We start from the raw sequence: 14,922 nt of genomic DNA on the forward strand, positions 1-14,922 counted from the left end.
GGGATCGACACCGCAACGCCGACATCGGCATGCTTGTGCTTGACCATGACGCTTTCGGTCCACGACGCATTGGCATCCGGCACCGCCTTCAGGGCCAGCGCCATCGCCTTGATCACCATGTCGTTGACCGACAGCTTGTAGGCCGGCACGTCGCCCTTTTCGGTCTTCTTGACTGGCGCTGCCGCATTGATCTGCGTGCGCAATGCCAAGAGCGCATCGAGTTCGCAGTCGAGTGTCAGGTAGAAATGCGGGATGGTGGTCTTGGCCTCGACCAGGCGGCGCGCGATGGTCTTGCGCATATTGTCGTGCGGGACGAGTTCGTAGGAGCCTTGCTCGAACAGTTTCAGCACCTGCTCGTCCGACATCGCCTTCACCGGCGCGGCGGCAGCAGCCGGCGCCGCCGGAGCGCCTGCGGGCACTGCCTTGGCGGCAGGCTTGGCGCCGCCACCGGCAATCGCCGCATCGACGTCGGCTTTCACCACGCGGCCATGCGGGCCGGTGCCGGTCACGGCAGACACATCGACCCCGGCTTCCCTGGCGATGCGGCGCGCGAGCGGCGATGCAAAGGTGCGCTCGCCAGCGGCATGGCCGTTGGCGGCCGGAGCCGCTACTGCCTTGGATGCGGGCGCAGGCTCGGCCTTTGGCGCCTCAGCCTTTGGTGCTTCCGCCTTCAGAGCCTCCGTTTTCGGCGCTTCCGCTTTCGCTGGCGCAGCAGCGCCACCGCTGTTCGCGGCGGCGCCGGCGTCTTCGCCTTCGGCAGCGAGCACGGCGATCAGCGCATTGACCTTGACGCCCTCGGTGCCGGCCGGAACGACCAGCTTTGCAACCGTGCCCTCGTCGACAGCTTCGACTTCCATTGTTGCCTTGTCGGTCTCGATCTCAGCAATGACATCGCCGGGCGAAACCTTGTCGCCCTCCTTGACCAGCCACTTTGACAGATTGCCCTCTTCCATCGTGGGCGACAGGGCCGGCATGGTGATGTTGATTGGCATTTTGTCCTCCCGCCCGGTTCAGCGATACGTGACGGCTTTAACCGCCTCGATGACCTCGCCGACATTCGGCAACGCCAGCTTTTCGAGGTTCGCCGCATAGGGCATCGGCACGTCTTTGCCGGCAATGGTGATGACCGGGGCGTCAAGGAAATCGAAGGCGCGCTGCGACACCTGGTTGGCGATGTGATCGCCGACTGAGCTCTGCGGATATCCCTCTTCCACGACGATCAGCCGGTTGGTCTTCTTGACCGAGGCGACGACCGTGTCGAGGTCGAGCGGGCGGATGGTCCTGAGGTCGATGATCTCGGCGTCGATGCCCATGCCGCGCAACTCGGCTTCAGCCTTGACCGCATAGGTCATGCCGATGCCGAAGGAGACGATGGTGACGTCCTTGCCGGTCTTGTGGATGCGCGCCTTGCCGATCGGCAGCACGAAATCATCCAGCTTCGGCACATCGAAGGAATGACCGTAGAGGATTTCGTTCTCGAGGAAGATAACCGGGTTGGGATCGCGGATCGCCGCTTTGAGCAGGCCCTTGGCATCGGCAGCGGTGTAGGGCATCACGACCTTGAGGCCGGGAATGTGGCTATACCAGGCGGCATAGCACTGCGAATGCTGGGCTGCGACGCGAGCGGCGGCGCCGTTCGGTCCACGAAACACGATCGGCGCACCCATCTGGCCGCCCGACATATAGAGCGTCTTGGCAGCCGAGTTGATGATCTGGTCGATCGCCTGCATGGCGAAGTTGAAGGTCATGAACTCGACGATCGGCTTCAGGCCGGCCATCGCCGCGCCGACGCCGACGCCGGCAAAGCCATGCTCGGTGATCGGCGTGTCGACGACGCGCCGCGGCCCGAACTCCTGCAGCAGTCCCTGCGTGATCTTGTAGGCACCCTGGTATTCGGCAACCTCCTCGCCCATGACGAAGACATCGCCGTCGCGGCGCATTTCCTCGGCCATCGCATCACGCAGCGCTTCACGCACGGTGGTCGAGACCATTTCCGTCCCGGCCGGAATATCCGGATCGGCGGCGATTTCCGTTTTCGGGGCGGCTGCGACCGGTGCTGAGGCCTCGCTTTTGGCTGCCGCCGGCGCAGGCGCCGCTGCTTCAGCCTTCGGGGGCTCTTCGCCGATGCCTTCGCCGGCCTTGTCGACGTCTTCGCCGTCAACCGCGAGTACGGCGATTACTGCATTGACCTTGACGCCTTCGGTGCCGGCAGGAACCACGATCTTGGCAAGCGTGCCTTCATCGACGGCTTCAACTTCCATCGTCGCCTTGTCGGTTTCGATCTCGGCGATGACGTCACCGGCGACGACCTTGTCGCCCTCGTTCTTCAACCACTTGGAAAGATTGCCCTCTTCCATGGTCGGCGAGAGAGCGGGCATGAGAATTTCGATCGGCATGTCCTTGCCCTCCCGTTACAATACGATATCGGTCCAGAGCTCGGACGGATCCGGCTCCGCGTCGTTCTGGGCAAATTCGGCGGCATCCGCGACGACATCGCGAACCTCCTTGTCGACGGTCTTCAGTTCGTCCTCGGTCGCCCACTTCTTCTCTATCAGCCGCGCCTTGACCTGCTCGATCGGGTCATGCTCAGAGCGCATCTTCTGTACTTCTTCCTTGGAACGGTACTTCGCCGGGTCGGACATCGAGTGGCCGCGATAGCGATAGGTCTGCATCTCGAGGATCAGCGGGCCGTTGCCGGCGCGGCACCATTCGGTGGCCAGATCGCCCGCAGCCTTGACGGCGCGGACATCCATGCCGTCGACCTGGAGGCCAGGAATCTTGAAGGAAGCGCCGCGATGCGAAAAGTCCGTCTCAGCTGACGAGCGGGAGACCGAAGTGCCCATAGCATAGCGGTTGTTCTCGATAATGTAGATCACCGGCAGCTTCCACAGCGAGGCCATGTTGAAGCTTTCATAGACCTGGCCCTGGTTGGCCGCACCATCGCCGAAATAGGTCAGTGACACATTGTTGTTGTCGCGGTAGCGATTGGCGAAGGCGAGACCAGTGCCGAGCGACACCTGCGCGCCGACAATGCCGTGACCGCCGTAAAAATGCTTCTCCTTGGAGAACATGTGCATGGAGCCGCCCTTGCCCCGTGACAGGCCGCCACGACGTCCGGTCAGCTCAGCCATGACGCCGCGCGGTGAAAGCTCCATCGCCAGCATGTGGCCGTGGTCGCGATAGGCGGTGATCATCTGGTCGCCTTGGATCAGCGCCATCTTCATGCCGGTGACGACCGCTTCCTGGCCGATATAGAGATGGCAGAAACCACCGATGAAGCCCATGCCGTAAAGCTGGCCGGCCTTTTCCTCGAAACGGCGGATGAGCAGCATGTGCCGATAGGCGGCAAGCTCTTCATCCTTGGTGAACTCTGCAGGCTTGGGGGCCGAAAGCCCCATTTTGCCGTCGGATTTGGATTTGGCAGGCGCTTTTCTGGCTGCGGTGGCCATGCATCACTCCCTGTTGGCGTCTCTTTGCGGACATTAGGGCAGGATCAAATCCGCCCTGGGGAGATCAGCTCCTCCCCACCGATTTTGGAGAGGCTAACACGCGCTAGAGCGTTATGCCATGCCGAAATTGCATAGCTCACATGCGTCTAAGCGATTAAAATCATTGAAAATATTGGCTATTAACTGAAAACTGGTTACTTCGCCGAGACCGGCAACATGATGGTGATTTCGTCAGCCTGGGACAGATTGAGCGCCTTGCGCGCCTGCTCGTCGAGCATGTCCTTCTCGATCGACCCTTCATGCATGAGCCGAACGCGCCGTTCGAGCTCCATCCGGCGTGCCTTGATCGCGTCGAGCTGACCTTGCAGCGCAACCGTCTGGGCTTCCAGCTGATATTTCGAGTTGATGCCGAATTCGCCGTGGTAGGCATGAAAGCCGAAATAGGCGAGGAACGCCACGCAGAGCGAGGGAATGATCAACCGGCCGGTGTTTCTCTGCTTGTGCTGACGCGTCCACATATCCAAGTCCTCGCGGCCGCGAACTCCTGCGGCTCCCCATCTTTTTCGCCCGATTGTGCTTAACGGACGGTTACGGATGACCGGCTGCGCGAGACCCGAAATGAAAAAGGGCGGGAATGCTCCCGCCCTTTCATCGATATCCCATGCCTGGGTGTTTCCGGATCAGCCCTTGACCACCGACTTGCCGGCGTAGCTCGCCTGCTTGCCGAGCTCTTCCTCGATGCGGATCAGCTGGTTGTACTTGGCCATGCGGTCCGAGCGCGACAGCGAGCCGGTCTTGATCTGTCCGCAATTGGTGGCAACGGCGAGATCGGCTATGGTCGAATCCTCGGTTTCGCCCGAGCGGTGCGACATGACGGCGGTGTAGCCGGCCTTGTGCGCGGTCTCGACGGCGTCGAGCGTTTCGGTCAGCGAGCCGATCTGGTTGACCTTGACCAGGATCGAATTGGCAACGCCCATTCGGATGCCGTCACGCAGCCGTGCCGTGTTGGTGACGAACAGATCGTCGCCGACCAGTTGGGTCTTCTTGCCGATCAGGTCGGTCAGATACTTCCAACCTTCCCAGTCGTCCTCTGCAAGGCCGTCCTCGATCGAGATGATCGGATAGTCGGCGGCGAGCTTGGCCAGGTACTTGGCCTGGGCCTTGGGGTCGCGGGTCTTCTTCTCGCCCTCGTAGACGTAGTTGCCGTCCTTGAAGAACTCGGTCGCGGCGCAGTCGAGGCCAAGCGCGATCTCTTCGCCGGGCTTGAAGCCGGCCTTCTCGATCGATTCCATGATGAAGTCGAGCGCCACCGGCGCGCTCTTCAGGTTCGGGGCAAAGCCGCCCTCATCGCCGACATTGGTGTTGTGGCCGGCATCCTTCAGCTTCTTGCGCAGCGTGTGGAAGATTTCCGAACCCCAGCGAACGCCTTCGCGCAGTGTCGGCGCGCCGATCGGCAGGATCATGAATTCCTGGAAGTCGATCGGGTTGTCGGCATGGGCGCCGCCATTGATGATGTTCATCATCGGCACCGGCAGGACATGCGCCTTGGTACCGCCGACATAACGGTAGAGCGGCAGGCCGGCGGCATCGGCCGCGGCCTTGGCCACGGCCAGCGAGACGCCGAGGATGGCGTTGGCGCCGAGGCGGCTCTTGTTGGGCGTTCCGTCGAGCTCGATCATGGTCTGGTCGATATGGATCTGGTTTTCGGCTTCCATGCCGCCGATGGCCTCGAACAGCTCGCCGTTCACCGCTTCGACGGCCTTGAGCACGCCCTTGCCGAGATAGCGGGCGCCGCCGTCGCGCAGTTCGACGGCCTCGTGGGCGCCGGTCGAGGCGCCCGACGGCACCGCAGCGCGGCCCATCGAGCCATCTTCGAGAACGACATCGACCTCGACGGTCGGATTTCCACGGCTGTCCAGGATTTCACGCCCGACAATGTCGATGATGGCGGTCATTGCGATGTCCTCGATTGATCTGAAGAAGGGTCGCGCACGTCTTAGCCAAAGTGCCGCAAAAGGCAATCGGCCCGGTCGCAATTATTGCCGTGGCGTCAGCCTAACGCGCGCCGCGCCTGAACGGAGTCAGGCGCCGCATGCGGTGTCTCAAAACCGGGGACTACTTTGTGGCGATATGCATCAGGCGATTCACGAAGCGCAAATCGCTGTCATCATAAGTCATGTGCGGCGGATGTACTTCCGGCTATGGTGCGGGTGCGCGGGGCGAAACAGGAGGAGTTTCGCCATGTCCCAGTTGAGTGGTATCGTGAGTCTGTTCCTGATCGCGGCGGCGTTTCTGACGTCGTGCGACAATCAGCAATCGCCACCCAAGGCAGCAGGGCCGCTACCGGCCTTGCATGTCAGCGAATAGGCGCTGCATCGAATCCAAAAGGCCCCGTCTGAACGGGGCCTTTTGTTTGCAGGCGTCAATGCCAGTAAGGCGTGACCTTGTAGTAATCATAGGACGCGTCGCGCGCCGTCTCGCCATCCGCGCCGGCCAGTTCACTGATCGAATAAGCGGGTGCTGCCTTCAGCTGTTCCTTGGAGAACGGAACGACATAGCCACCCTTGTCCTCGTCATAGTCGAGGCTGGCCCACGGAATGGCGTGGTACTTCTCGCCGATGCCGAGAAAACCGCCGAAGCCTATCACCGCGAACATGATGCCGTTCGAGGTCTTGTCGAGCATGATGTCTTCGATGCTGCCGATGCTCCTGCCCTCGGTGTTGTAGACGGACGTGCCGATGACGCGCGAAGCGGCAATGGCTTCGGTGTGGCCTGTCTGGGTTGTCATGATGTGCTCCTCATTGTCGTTGATCTATGCTTTGACAATGAGGGGCGCGGGCGAAAGTTCCCGACTTTTTCGGCGGCAGCCGGTTACTCCGCGAGGATGAAGGTGACCTTCATGTTGACGCGATAGGCAGCGATCTTGCCGTCCTCGACGACGATCTTCTGGTCCTGGATCCACGCGCCTTCGACGTTCTTCAAGGTCTTTGCGGCACGCGCAATCCCCTTCTCGATGGCGTCCTGAAAGCTCTTCTTCGACGATGAGGTGATTTCGGTGACGCGGGCGACAGACATGGCTTCCTCCTGCCAAAACGCTCATTTGCGAGGCGAGCGTACAGCCGGCTTATGTCTTCCACAAGCGCCGGGGCCATGGCGCCATTGTCAGTAACCGACGCTGGAACGTCCGTGGGACGCTTCAGTGACCCTTGGCGATACGATCGAACGCCATCAGTCTTTCCAGCAGTGCCGGCATATCCTTCAGCGGCACCATGTTCGGGCCATCGGAAGAGGTCGAATTGTCCGGATCCTGATGGGTCTCAATGAACACGCCGGCCACACCAACGGCGACAGCCGCCCGGGCCAGCGTCTCGACAAAGCGGCGCTCGCCGCCGGAGGAGCCGCCCTGTCCGCCCGGCTGCTGAACCGAATGCGTGGCGTCGAAGATCACCGGCGCGCCGATCTCGGCCATGATAGGCAGAGCGCGCATGTCGGACACCAGCGTGTTGTAGCCGAACGACGCGCCGCGCTCTGTGGTCAAGACATTGGCGTTGCCGGAACCGGTGATCTTGGCAACCACGTTCTTCATGTCCCAGGGAGCCAGGAACTGCCCCTTCTTCACGTTGATCACCTTGCCGGTCCTCGCGGCGGCGACCAGCATGTCGGTCTGGCGCGACAGGAAGGCCGGAATCTGCAGGACATCGACATGCGGCGCGACGATCGCGCACTGTTCCTCGGTGTGGACATCGGTCAGCACCGGCAGCGAAAACTCCTTGCGCAGTTCGTCGAAGACGGGAAGTGCCGCGTCCATGCCCGCACCGCGCGTCGCCGACAGCGAGGTGCGGTTGGCCTTGTCGTAGCTGGTCTTGTAGACGAGGCCTATTCCAAGCTTGCCGGTCAGTTCCTTCAGCGCGCCGGCCATGTCGAAGGCATGCTGGCGCGATTCAAACTGGCAAGGACCAGCAATCAGCGACAAGGCCGCGTTGTTGTCGAAGACGACATTGCCGACGGTTACCGACGAATTGGGCGCCAGGGGTTTGCTCATTGGATCTCCCGGAAGATGAAAGCCGCGCCCTGTCCGGATGCCGGCTGCACGACAATATCATTGCCCGCTATATCGTGTTTGACGGAGTTGGCTGCAAGCAGCCTCAAGGTGATATCGGCGCTGCGGACCGAAAAGACCACGGCGGCGAAGCGTAGGTCCGTCGGCGCGTCGGCAGGCAAGCCAAAGCGTGCGGTGAAAGACGTCGGGGCAAGCACACTCAAGGTTACATTCGGCAAGTGAAACGCGCCGCCTTGCCCGCTGGCGGCCGGATCGTCCACCGCCAAGGAGATCAGCCGGCGCTGCTCGGCGGGCCGGTCGCTGACCGCCACGATCTCGACAATTCCCGTGGCGCCGTTGGCGTGCGCCTGCAAGGCCGTCCGATCCACTTTCGGCGCGTTGACCCGTTCGCAGGCAAACAGGAAAGCATCTGTAGCGTTGCTATCGGATGCAAAGGCGAGCTTGAACGATGCAATGTCGCTTTTACCCGCCGTGTCGGTGAACGCGCGCGAAAAGCTCAGCATGTCTCCCGCGGAGATGCCGGCTTCGACATAGCGTGCCTGGTCGGCATCTGCGTTGCTGGTCCCCAGGACCACGGCGGAAAACCCCTCGTCACCGTGCCTGTTGCGATAGATACGGTCGCGCGCGACGAAAACATTGCCCTCGGCAATGGCCGCCGTCGCGGCCTGTTCGTCGCCGACCACGAGCGGCTCGAGATAGGTGCCGTCGGCGAGGAAAACACAACAGTTTTCGGTCCCGAAGGGATGAATGCCGGTCGGGGCAACCACGAAGCCAAGCGCAGTGAGCCGGGCTCGTGCCACATCGAGGTTCTGTGTCGGCAGCACCAGATGATCGAGCGGATGAGTGCCGGCGGCTGTTGTTCGGTTCATGCAGGCGCGATGTGCATCATTCCGCAAACCGGTTCAAGTCTCAATCAGGCACCGGCCACGACATCGGCGGAATAACGCAGCTCGCGCAATGGTTTGACCTTGCTGGTCGTCTGCCCATAGAGCGGGTGCGCCTTGTAGGCGGCCAATGCCGCGTCATCGGCGAACTCGGCATAGACGACCACATCGATCTCGTCCGACAGCGGGTCCACCTTTGTGTTGATGGTCACCTCGAAGAGGCTGGAATGGGGAATGTTGCCGAGCGCCTGCAGGCCGGTGCGAACGGCTTCCACATCCTCTTTACGCCGCGCGCTGAAGAAAACGATATGCCGGATCAACGCCGCCTCCTCGATCGAAAGCGCGTCGGGCGACGCGCTTCGGGTCTTTGTCTCTATGCATGTCGTTGCCCCAAGACCGGGCCACTTTTGGACGACATGCATTAAGCGCCGGGGTCTTTTGTGACGACAGGACGGCCGCGTCAATCGACAAGGATGTCGCGGCAGCGCCTCATGCGGATGGGCGCTAGCTCTCGCCGGTGACGGATCGCACGACGTGCGTGACACCCCTTACCGCCGTGTCGAGATACCGGCCCTGATTGTAGAGGCCGTCCCAGATCAGGAAAAAGGTGATGGCAGCAATGACGATCACATAACGCATGGCTAAAGCTATCGCACAAGCACGGTTGCAACCATAGGCGTTTTAGGCGTGTTCGGCCTTTGCTGTGTAGAAGCCATATCCACGACGGCGAGCGCCTCCACTTGGCACAGCCCGGCTTGCAGCCTGCCTCTTGATGTTCCCCCTCATGACGTGGAAGATTGTCGCAGGGATTCACTGGGTAGCGCTGAAGCTCTGGTTAAAGGGCGCGCGCTTTCGTTCGAGCCCGCCTGTCGCCGAAACCGGTCAACTGCCGGGATCAGGCAATGGCGTTCGAACCCGGCGAATGAACCGCGAGAACCGAGGCTCGGCAATTTGCGCCGACGCCGCGGAAGCGCAGGGGCGTGAGATGACAAACAAGGAACATCATGGTCTGGCGTTGAGCGACGCGGTCAGGCTGGACGAATTCAATTTCGCCGAGATCGTCAAGGGCTTGCCGGCGAAGGCGCGCATGGTGCTGTCGGCGGCGATGAACCTGCCGCGGGGATCGCTGAAGGTCAGGATGCCGGACGGACGCGCCGTCCTGGTCGGTGGCAAGGGACCAGGCCCGGACGCCGAACTGGTGCTCAAGAACTGGCGCTTGCCCGGCCGTGCCTTTTCCGGCGGCACGATCGGCCTTGCCGAATCCTACATGGACGGCGATTGGGAAAGCCCTGACGTCACCAGCTTCCTGGAACTGTTCGTGGTCAATTCGGCCATCGGCGAACGCGTTGCGGGCGGCGCCAGTTGGCTCATCAACACCGTCCAGCGCATCCGGCACTGGTTCAACGAGAACACACGCACCGGCTCGAAGCGCAATATTTCGGCGCATTACGATCTCGGCAACGCCTTCTACAAGGAATGGCTCGATCCGAGCATGACCTATTCCTCGGCACTCTATGCCACCGGCGCCAACGACCTCGAAAGCGCCCAGGCCGCAAAATATCGCGCACTGGCCAAAGATACGGGGATCGGGCCGAAGGATCACGTGCTGGAGATCGGCTGCGGCTGGGGCGGCTTCGCCGAATTCGCGGCTCGCGAGATCGGCTGCCGTGTGACCGGGCTGACGATCAGCCGCGAGCAGCACGACTTCGCCAAGGCGCGCCTCGCCAAGGCCGGGCTTGCCGACAAGGTTGACATCAAGCTGCAGGACTATCGCGACGAAACCGGCACCTATGACCGCATCGCTTCGATCGAGATGTTCGAGGCGGTCGGCGAGAAGTACTGGCCGGTGTTCTTCGGCAAGATGAAAGCCTGCCTGAGGCCCGGCGGCACTGCGGGCCTGCAGATCATCACCATCAACGAAGCCGCCTACGACACGTATCGCGCAAGGCCGGACTTCATCCAGCGCTATGTTTTTCCGGGTGGCATGCTGCCGACGCCGTCGATCCTGAAGGCACTCGGCAACGATCACGGTCTTGCCCATCTGCGCGAGCGCGTGTTTCCGGACGACTATGCGCGCACGCTCGCCGAATGGCGCCAGCGGTTTTGGGCGTCATGGGAAAAGATCGTCCCGCTCGGCTTCGACGACCGCTTCAAGAAGCTCTGGGAATTCTACCTGCACTATTGCGAGGCCGGCTTCCGCGCCAGCTACATCGACGTGCGCCAGGTGGTCTACAAGGCATAGAACCACGCTGCCGTACCGGCGCGGACCTATGCCGACGGTCAGAGAAGGATTCGGTATTTCGCAAATCCCGCTTCGCCCTCTCCTACCGGCTCGATCTTCAGCGACCTCACCTCGGTAATGAAATCCTTTGCCTTAGCGCCGGTCTCGAACACGACGCTGGTTCCAGGCAGCGGCGCGAACGACCAGTTGCCGTCCGCCGACGGATTGATAGTGCCCTCGCTGATGATGTAGCGAACGATGACGTCGCGATTGGTGTCCGGCGCCTCGTAGATGATCTTCGAGGCATTGATGTCGGGGAAATTACCGCCACCGCCGGCACGGTAGTTGTTGGTCGCAACGACGAATTTCTGTTTTGGATCAATCGGTTTTCCATCGAACATCAAGTCGACGATGCGATTGACGCCGGCATTCGCCAGTCCGCCCTTGGCATCGTATTTCGGCGGCTGCGACAGGTCTATCTTGTAGGTCACGCCGTCGATGACGTCGAAATTGTAGGACGGGAAGTCGGTGTTGATGAGGGCCTGGTCGGCCTTGCCCGGTTCGATCCGGTTGAAGATGCCGGCCGACATTTCCAACCATTCCTTGACCTGTGCGCCGGTGATTTCGACGGCCCGCACGGTGTTCGGGTAGAGGTAGAGGTCGGCGACGTTCTTGATGGCGATGTCGCCTGCCGGCACGTCTGTATAGTAGTCGGCGCCGCTGCGTCCACCGGCCTTGAAGGGTGCGGCGGCCGACAGCAGCGGCACGTCCTTCCATTGCGTGTTCTTGAGAATATCCTTCAGGTACCAGGTCTGCGCCTGGCTGACGACCTGCACCGACGGATCGTCGGCGACCAGCGCGAAATAGGAATAGAGCGGCGCCGAGGTCTTGCCGACGGGACGGCGCACATAGGCCAGAGTTGCCTGGTGGTCCTGCTCGAGTGCCGCGATGATGCGCTTGTCGTCGGGGACGATCGGCTTGGCCTTGTTGTCGACTCGTTCGAAGATCGGCCGCGCCTCTGAGGTGGCGGAAACGACCTTCCATTTCGACCCGTCGCGCTCCAGCATCAGGTCGATCAGCCCCATATGCGAGCCCCAGAAGCCGCCCATCACGGCGGGCTTGCCCTGCAGCGTGCCTTTTTGCGTGTCAACGCCGTCAAGCGACTGGAAGTCCTTCTTGCTGGGAAAAACCAGATGTTGGTGGCCGGTGAATACCGCATCGATGCCGTCGACACCGGCGACGAAGAACGACGCGTTCTCCATCATGTCGCCCTGCTTCACGTCGATGCCGGAATGCGAGAGCGCAATCACGATGTCGGCGCCTTCCTCCTTCATCTGCGGCACCCAGGCCTTGGCCGCCTCGACGACGTCGCGCGTCTTGACGTTGCCCTCCAGATTCTTGAGATCCCAGACCATGATCTGCGGCGGTACGAAGCCGATGATGCCGATCCTGATCGGCTGCTCTGCGCCTGACCCGTCCCTGATCTTCTTGTCGAGGATGACATAGGGCTTGAGATAAAGCTTGTCGTCACGCGGGTTCGCGGCAAGCTCGGTGCCGCGGATCAAATTGGCGCAGACAAAGGGGAAATTGGCGCCAGCCAGCACCTTGTCCATGAACGACAGGCCGTAATTGAACTCGTGGTTGCCCAGCGTCGAGCATTCGTAGCCGAGCAGGTTCATGGCCTTCATGATCGGATGCAGGTCGCCGTCCTTCATGCCCCTCTCATAGGCGATGTAGTCGCCCATCGGATTGCCCTGAAGCAGGTCGCCATTGTCGATGAGCATCGAATTGACGGCTTCCTTGCGCACTGCGTCGATCAGGGAAGCCGTGCGCGACAGGCCCATCGTGTCGTTCGCTTTGTCGGCGTAGTAATCGTAAGGCAGCACGTTCACATGGATGTCGGTGGTTTCCATGATCCGAAGATGGGCCTGGTTGGCCTGGGCGCGGGCGGAGAACGGATGCAACATGATCATCGCTCCTGCGGCGGCGGCACCGCCAAGGAGATCGCGGCGGGAGACGGGATGGAGCAGTCGAGACATGTTTTCTCCTTCGACAAAGTGACAAGCCCTGCCCCGAAGCGAACTTCGCGCTGAAGCCGATCCGAGTCCATTCAACAAGTCGAGCGCATAATGCCGTCACTCGATCAGCAACAGATGACGTGCGGATGAACGGTCTGGGGAGAAGAAGTCAGCCCTTGTCGTCGTCGCCCTGGGTGATCAGCCGCGCGCTGCGCTGGCCCGTCGCGTAGATCCATAGCCAGCTCAGTGAAACCGCAAGCCGGTTGCGAAAGCCGATCAGGAAATAGATGTGGGCTATGCCCCACAGCCACCATGCCGCCCAGCCGGTCAGCTTGATCCAGCCGAAATCGATCACAGCGGCGCGCTTGCCGATCGTGGCGAGGTCGCCGTCATGCCGGTAGCCGAACGGCCGTGGGCTGGCGTCGCCGGCAAGCCGCGCCTTCAGCGTGGCGGCGACATGCCGGCCCTGCTGCTTGGCGGCCGGCGCCACGCCGGGAACGGGCCGCCCGTCCGGCCGCAGGACATGCGCGGCATCGCCGACGACGAAAATCTCCGGGCTACCCGGCACGCTCAAGTCAGGCTCGACGAGTACCCTGCCCGCCCGGTCCGCCGCCGCGCCTAGCCATTCGGCGGCAGGCGAGGCGGCGACGCCCGCTGCCCACAGGATTGTGGCTGCTGCCAGGTGCTTGTCGCCGAAGACCACGCCCTCTGCGTCGCACCGCGTAACAGCCCTGCCGAGTTCGATGGTCACACCGAGCCGCTCGAGCGCCTTCATCGCGTAGTCGGAAAGTTTTGGTGCGAAATTGGCCAGAACTCGGTCGCCGGCCTCGATCAGCACGACACGCGTTTGCCGTGTATCGATGTTGCGGAATTCACCACGCAGCGTGTCATGCGCCAGTTCGACGATGGTGCCGGCAAGCTCGACGCCGGTCGGCCCGCCACCGACGATCGCAATGGTCAGCAGCGCCTGGCGCTTGACGGGATCGATCTCCCGCTCGGCCTTCTCGAAGGCCAGCAGAATGTTCCGCCGAACCGTGGTGGCATCCTCCAGCGTCTTCAGGCCGGGCGCGAAAGGTTCCCATTCGTCGTGGCCGAAATAGGCGTGGCGCGCGCCGGTGGCGAGCAGCAACGTGTCGTAGGCGACAGCACTGCCATCATCGAGCAGCACGCGTTTGCCGGCGCGATCGACGCCGACGACATTGGCAAGCAGCGTCGTCACATCCTTGCGCTTGCGCAGGAGGTGGCGGACCGGCCATGCAATTTCGGACGTTGCCAGCGCCGTGGTAGCCACCTGGTAGAGCAGAGGCTGGAAAAGGTGATGATTACGTTTGTCGATCATGGTGATGCGGACCGGCGCACCGGCAAGCGCTCGGGTGAATTCGAGGCCGCCAAAACCCGCGCCGACAACAACGACATGATGGCTGGCCTGGTTCATCTCATTCACCGCTAACGGGCAAGATTGCCTAGGCTAGATGTAGGTACTTTTGTGCATCGCAGCAACACGGGGTGGTGCCTGAGACTCGTCGTCCAATGTCGTGAACGCACATGTCGTATCGTGTTACGAGGTATAGCGTGATCAAATACGCGATGAGGTAAAGCATGGCTAACGATCATGACGACCAAGGCCCGGCGCAATATGCCTCTCCTCCCTGCTTCATGCATGAACTCGATCCCGCGTTTCAGACACCACCAACCGACTGGACCGACGTCCGGCGCTGGCGCAAGGCCGAGCGCGAACGCCTGATCGCCGCGCGTCTCGCCGTTTCGGCCGACGCGCGAACGGTGATGTCGCAGCGCATTGCGCAAGGTCTCGACGCAATCGTCGGCGAGATCGCCGGCCGCATGGTCAGTCTCTACTGGCCGTTTCGCGGCGAGCCGGACCTTCGCCCATGGATGGCGTCCGTCAATGCGCGCGGCGGCCGCACCGCCCTGCCCGTTGTCATCGAGAAAGGTCAGCCGCTGATCTTTCGCCCCTACGCGCCGGGCGACCGGCTGGAAAAAGGTGTCTGGAACATCCCGATCCCGGCCGAGGGTGATCCGGTGCTGCCCGACATCGTCATTGCGCCAATCGTCGGCATCGATCCTAGAAACTACCGCCTGGGCTATGGCGGCGGCTTCTTCGACCGTACGCTGGCCGCGATGCCGTTCAAGCCGCTGGTGATCGGCGTCGGCTACGAACTGCAGCGTATAGCCACCATCTACCCGCAGCCGCACGACATCCCGATGGATCGGATCGTCACCGAGGCCTAAGAGCCTGTTTGGAAAATGCGACTGGCTGGATTTCTGTTTC

Annotated in this window: 16 protein-coding genes and 1 pseudogene; 4 read left to right on the top strand and 13 right to left on the bottom strand. The window is 61.9% G+C overall.

Annotation, left to right across the window (positions count from 1 at the left end; all coding sequences use genetic code 11):
• From AC1DZP_RS30565 to eno, 5 genes are all read right to left on the bottom strand, one after another.
• A partial coding sequence (locus tag AC1DZP_RS30565) for a 2-oxo acid dehydrogenase subunit E2 (RefSeq protein ID WP_477307570.1) occupies positions 1-992 on the bottom strand: 992 nt, incomplete at its 3' end.
• 18 nt (positions 993-1,010) lie between these two features.
• On the bottom strand, positions 1,011-2,396 hold the full coding sequence (locus AC1DZP_RS30570) for a pyruvate dehydrogenase complex E1 component subunit beta (RefSeq protein WP_477307572.1): 1,386 nt from the start codon (positions 2,394-2,396) through the stop codon (positions 1,011-1,013).
• 15 nt (positions 2,397-2,411) lie between these two features.
• The gene (gene pdhA, locus AC1DZP_RS30575; protein ID WP_477227108.1) at positions 2,412-3,449 is read right to left on the bottom strand and encodes a pyruvate dehydrogenase (acetyl-transferring) E1 component subunit alpha; all 1,038 of its coding nucleotides are present in this window, start codon (positions 3,447-3,449) and stop codon (positions 2,412-2,414) included.
• Between the two features lie 194 nt (positions 3,450-3,643).
• Positions 3,644-3,967: an FtsB family cell division protein gene (locus AC1DZP_RS30580; RefSeq protein ID WP_184874323.1), complete on the bottom strand. Its 324-nt coding sequence runs from the start codon at positions 3,965-3,967 to the stop codon at positions 3,644-3,646.
• Between the two features lie 162 nt (positions 3,968-4,129).
• Positions 4,130-5,404: a phosphopyruvate hydratase gene (eno, locus tag AC1DZP_RS30585; RefSeq protein ID WP_184874324.1), complete on the bottom strand. Its 1,275-nt coding sequence runs from the start codon at positions 5,402-5,404 to the stop codon at positions 4,130-4,132.
• 286 nt (positions 5,405-5,690) lie between these two features.
• Here eno and AC1DZP_RS30590 point away from each other — a divergent pair, with 286 nt between their 5' ends.
• Positions 5,691-5,816 carry a hypothetical protein gene (locus AC1DZP_RS30590; protein ID WP_095091814.1) on the top strand — a complete coding sequence of 42 codons (126 nt, stop codon included), beginning with the start codon at positions 5,691-5,693 and terminating at the stop codon, positions 5,814-5,816.
• A 55-nt stretch (positions 5,817-5,871) separates the two neighbouring features.
• Here the strand turns inward: AC1DZP_RS30590 and AC1DZP_RS30595 are convergent, their stop codons facing one another.
• The 6 genes from AC1DZP_RS30595 to AC1DZP_RS30620 form a co-directional block, all read right to left on the bottom strand.
• Positions 5,872-6,237 carry a PRC-barrel domain-containing protein gene (locus AC1DZP_RS30595; protein ID WP_477307574.1) on the bottom strand — a complete coding sequence of 122 codons (366 nt, stop codon included), beginning with the start codon at positions 6,235-6,237 and terminating at the stop codon, positions 5,872-5,874.
• An 83-nt stretch (positions 6,238-6,320) separates the two neighbouring features.
• The gene (locus tag AC1DZP_RS30600) at positions 6,321-6,524 is read right to left on the bottom strand and encodes a dodecin family protein (protein ID WP_019858016.1); all 204 of its coding nucleotides are present in this window, start codon (positions 6,522-6,524) and stop codon (positions 6,321-6,323) included.
• A 121-nt stretch (positions 6,525-6,645) separates the two neighbouring features.
• Entirely contained in the window at positions 6,646-7,491 is an 846-nt protein-coding gene (kdsA, locus tag AC1DZP_RS30605) for a 3-deoxy-8-phosphooctulonate synthase (RefSeq protein ID WP_378921899.1), read from the bottom strand.
• Positions 7,488-8,378 (bottom strand): VOC family protein, encoded by an 891-nt coding sequence (locus AC1DZP_RS30610; protein ID WP_477307576.1) that lies wholly within the window; start codon positions 8,376-8,378, stop codon positions 7,488-7,490. The genes kdsA and AC1DZP_RS30610 overlap by 4 nt, the downstream gene beginning before the upstream one ends.
• Positions 8,379-8,422: 44 nt before the next feature.
• Positions 8,423-8,713, bottom strand: a complete 291-nt coding sequence (locus tag AC1DZP_RS30615) for a Dabb family protein (protein WP_457153997.1) — start codon at positions 8,711-8,713, stop codon at positions 8,423-8,425.
• Positions 8,714-8,897: 184 nt separating this feature from the next.
• Entirely contained in the window at positions 8,898-9,032 is a 135-nt protein-coding gene (locus tag AC1DZP_RS30620) for a hypothetical protein (RefSeq protein ID WP_280952844.1), read from the bottom strand.
• Between the two features lie 106 nt (positions 9,033-9,138).
• Between AC1DZP_RS30620 and AC1DZP_RS30625 the strand changes: the two are divergent.
• A pseudogene (locus AC1DZP_RS30625) lies at positions 9,139-9,246 on the top strand (DUF1365 family protein); the annotation flags it as partial.
• Between the two features lie 132 nt (positions 9,247-9,378).
• A complete protein-coding gene (locus AC1DZP_RS30630; protein ID WP_477307578.1) occupies positions 9,379-10,635 on the top strand; it encodes a class I SAM-dependent methyltransferase in 1,257 nt (418 codons plus the stop codon).
• Between the two features lie 38 nt (positions 10,636-10,673).
• On the opposite strand, the gene AC1DZP_RS30635 is transcribed toward AC1DZP_RS30630, so the two are convergent.
• Together AC1DZP_RS30635 and AC1DZP_RS30640 are read right to left on the bottom strand one after the other, a co-directional pair.
• Complete coding sequence (locus tag AC1DZP_RS30635) at positions 10,674-12,653, bottom strand: bifunctional 2',3'-cyclic-nucleotide 2'-phosphodiesterase/3'-nucleotidase (RefSeq protein ID WP_477307580.1); 1,980 nt, start codon at positions 12,651-12,653, stop codon at positions 10,674-10,676.
• A 148-nt stretch (positions 12,654-12,801) separates the two neighbouring features.
• Positions 12,802-14,067 (bottom strand): NAD(P)/FAD-dependent oxidoreductase, encoded by a 1,266-nt coding sequence (locus AC1DZP_RS30640; protein ID WP_477307582.1) that lies wholly within the window; start codon positions 14,065-14,067, stop codon positions 12,802-12,804.
• A 164-nt stretch (positions 14,068-14,231) separates the two neighbouring features.
• On the opposite strand from AC1DZP_RS30640, the gene AC1DZP_RS30645 reads away from it, so the two are divergent.
• Positions 14,232-14,882: a 5-formyltetrahydrofolate cyclo-ligase gene (locus AC1DZP_RS30645; protein WP_477307584.1), complete on the top strand. Its 651-nt coding sequence runs from the start codon at positions 14,232-14,234 to the stop codon at positions 14,880-14,882.
• The last annotated feature ends 40 nt before the right edge of the window (positions 14,883-14,922 follow it).

The organism is Mesorhizobium sp. P2_F8, assembly GCF_056403655.1.

What these genes read in the sequence shown, in the direction of transcription:
- AC1DZP_RS30640 (WP_477307582.1), bottom strand. Translation starts at nt 14,067, where the DNA reads ATGAACCAGGCCAGCCATCATGTCGTTGTTGTCGGCGCGGGTTTTGGC.
- AC1DZP_RS30595 (WP_477307574.1), bottom strand. Translation starts at nt 6,237, where the DNA reads ATGACAACCCAGACAGGCCACACCGAAGCCATTGCCGCTTCGCGCGTC.
- kdsA (WP_378921899.1), bottom strand. Translation starts at nt 7,491, where the DNA reads ATGAGCAAACCCCTGGCGCCCAATTCGTCGGTAACCGTCGGCAATGTC.
- AC1DZP_RS30610 (WP_477307576.1), bottom strand. Translation starts at nt 8,378, where the DNA reads ATGAACCGAACAACAGCCGCCGGCACTCATCCGCTCGATCATCTGGTG.
- eno (WP_184874324.1), bottom strand. Translation starts at nt 5,404, where the DNA reads ATGACCGCCATCATCGACATTGTCGGGCGTGAAATCCTGGACAGCCGT.
- AC1DZP_RS30590 (WP_095091814.1), top strand. Translation starts at nt 5,691, where the DNA reads ATGTCCCAGTTGAGTGGTATCGTGAGTCTGTTCCTGATCGCGGCGGCG.
- AC1DZP_RS30620 (WP_280952844.1), bottom strand. Translation starts at nt 9,032, where the DNA reads ATGCGTTATGTGATCGTCATTGCTGCCATCACCTTTTTCCTGATCTGG.
- pdhA (WP_477227108.1), bottom strand. Translation starts at nt 3,449, where the DNA reads ATGGCCACCGCAGCCAGAAAAGCGCCTGCCAAATCCAAATCCGACGGC.
- AC1DZP_RS30580 (WP_184874323.1), bottom strand. Translation starts at nt 3,967, where the DNA reads ATGTGGACGCGTCAGCACAAGCAGAGAAACACCGGCCGGTTGATCATT.
- AC1DZP_RS30645 (WP_477307584.1), top strand. Translation starts at nt 14,232, where the DNA reads ATGGCTAACGATCATGACGACCAAGGCCCGGCGCAATATGCCTCTCCT.
- AC1DZP_RS30630 (WP_477307578.1), top strand. Translation starts at nt 9,379, where the DNA reads ATGACAAACAAGGAACATCATGGTCTGGCGTTGAGCGACGCGGTCAGG.
- AC1DZP_RS30600 (WP_019858016.1), bottom strand. Translation starts at nt 6,524, where the DNA reads ATGTCTGTCGCCCGCGTCACCGAAATCACCTCATCGTCGAAGAAGAGC.
- AC1DZP_RS30635 (WP_477307580.1), bottom strand. Translation starts at nt 12,653, where the DNA reads ATGTCTCGACTGCTCCATCCCGTCTCCCGCCGCGATCTCCTTGGCGGT.
- AC1DZP_RS30570 (WP_477307572.1), bottom strand. Translation starts at nt 2,396, where the DNA reads ATGCCGATCGAAATTCTCATGCCCGCTCTCTCGCCGACCATGGAAGAG.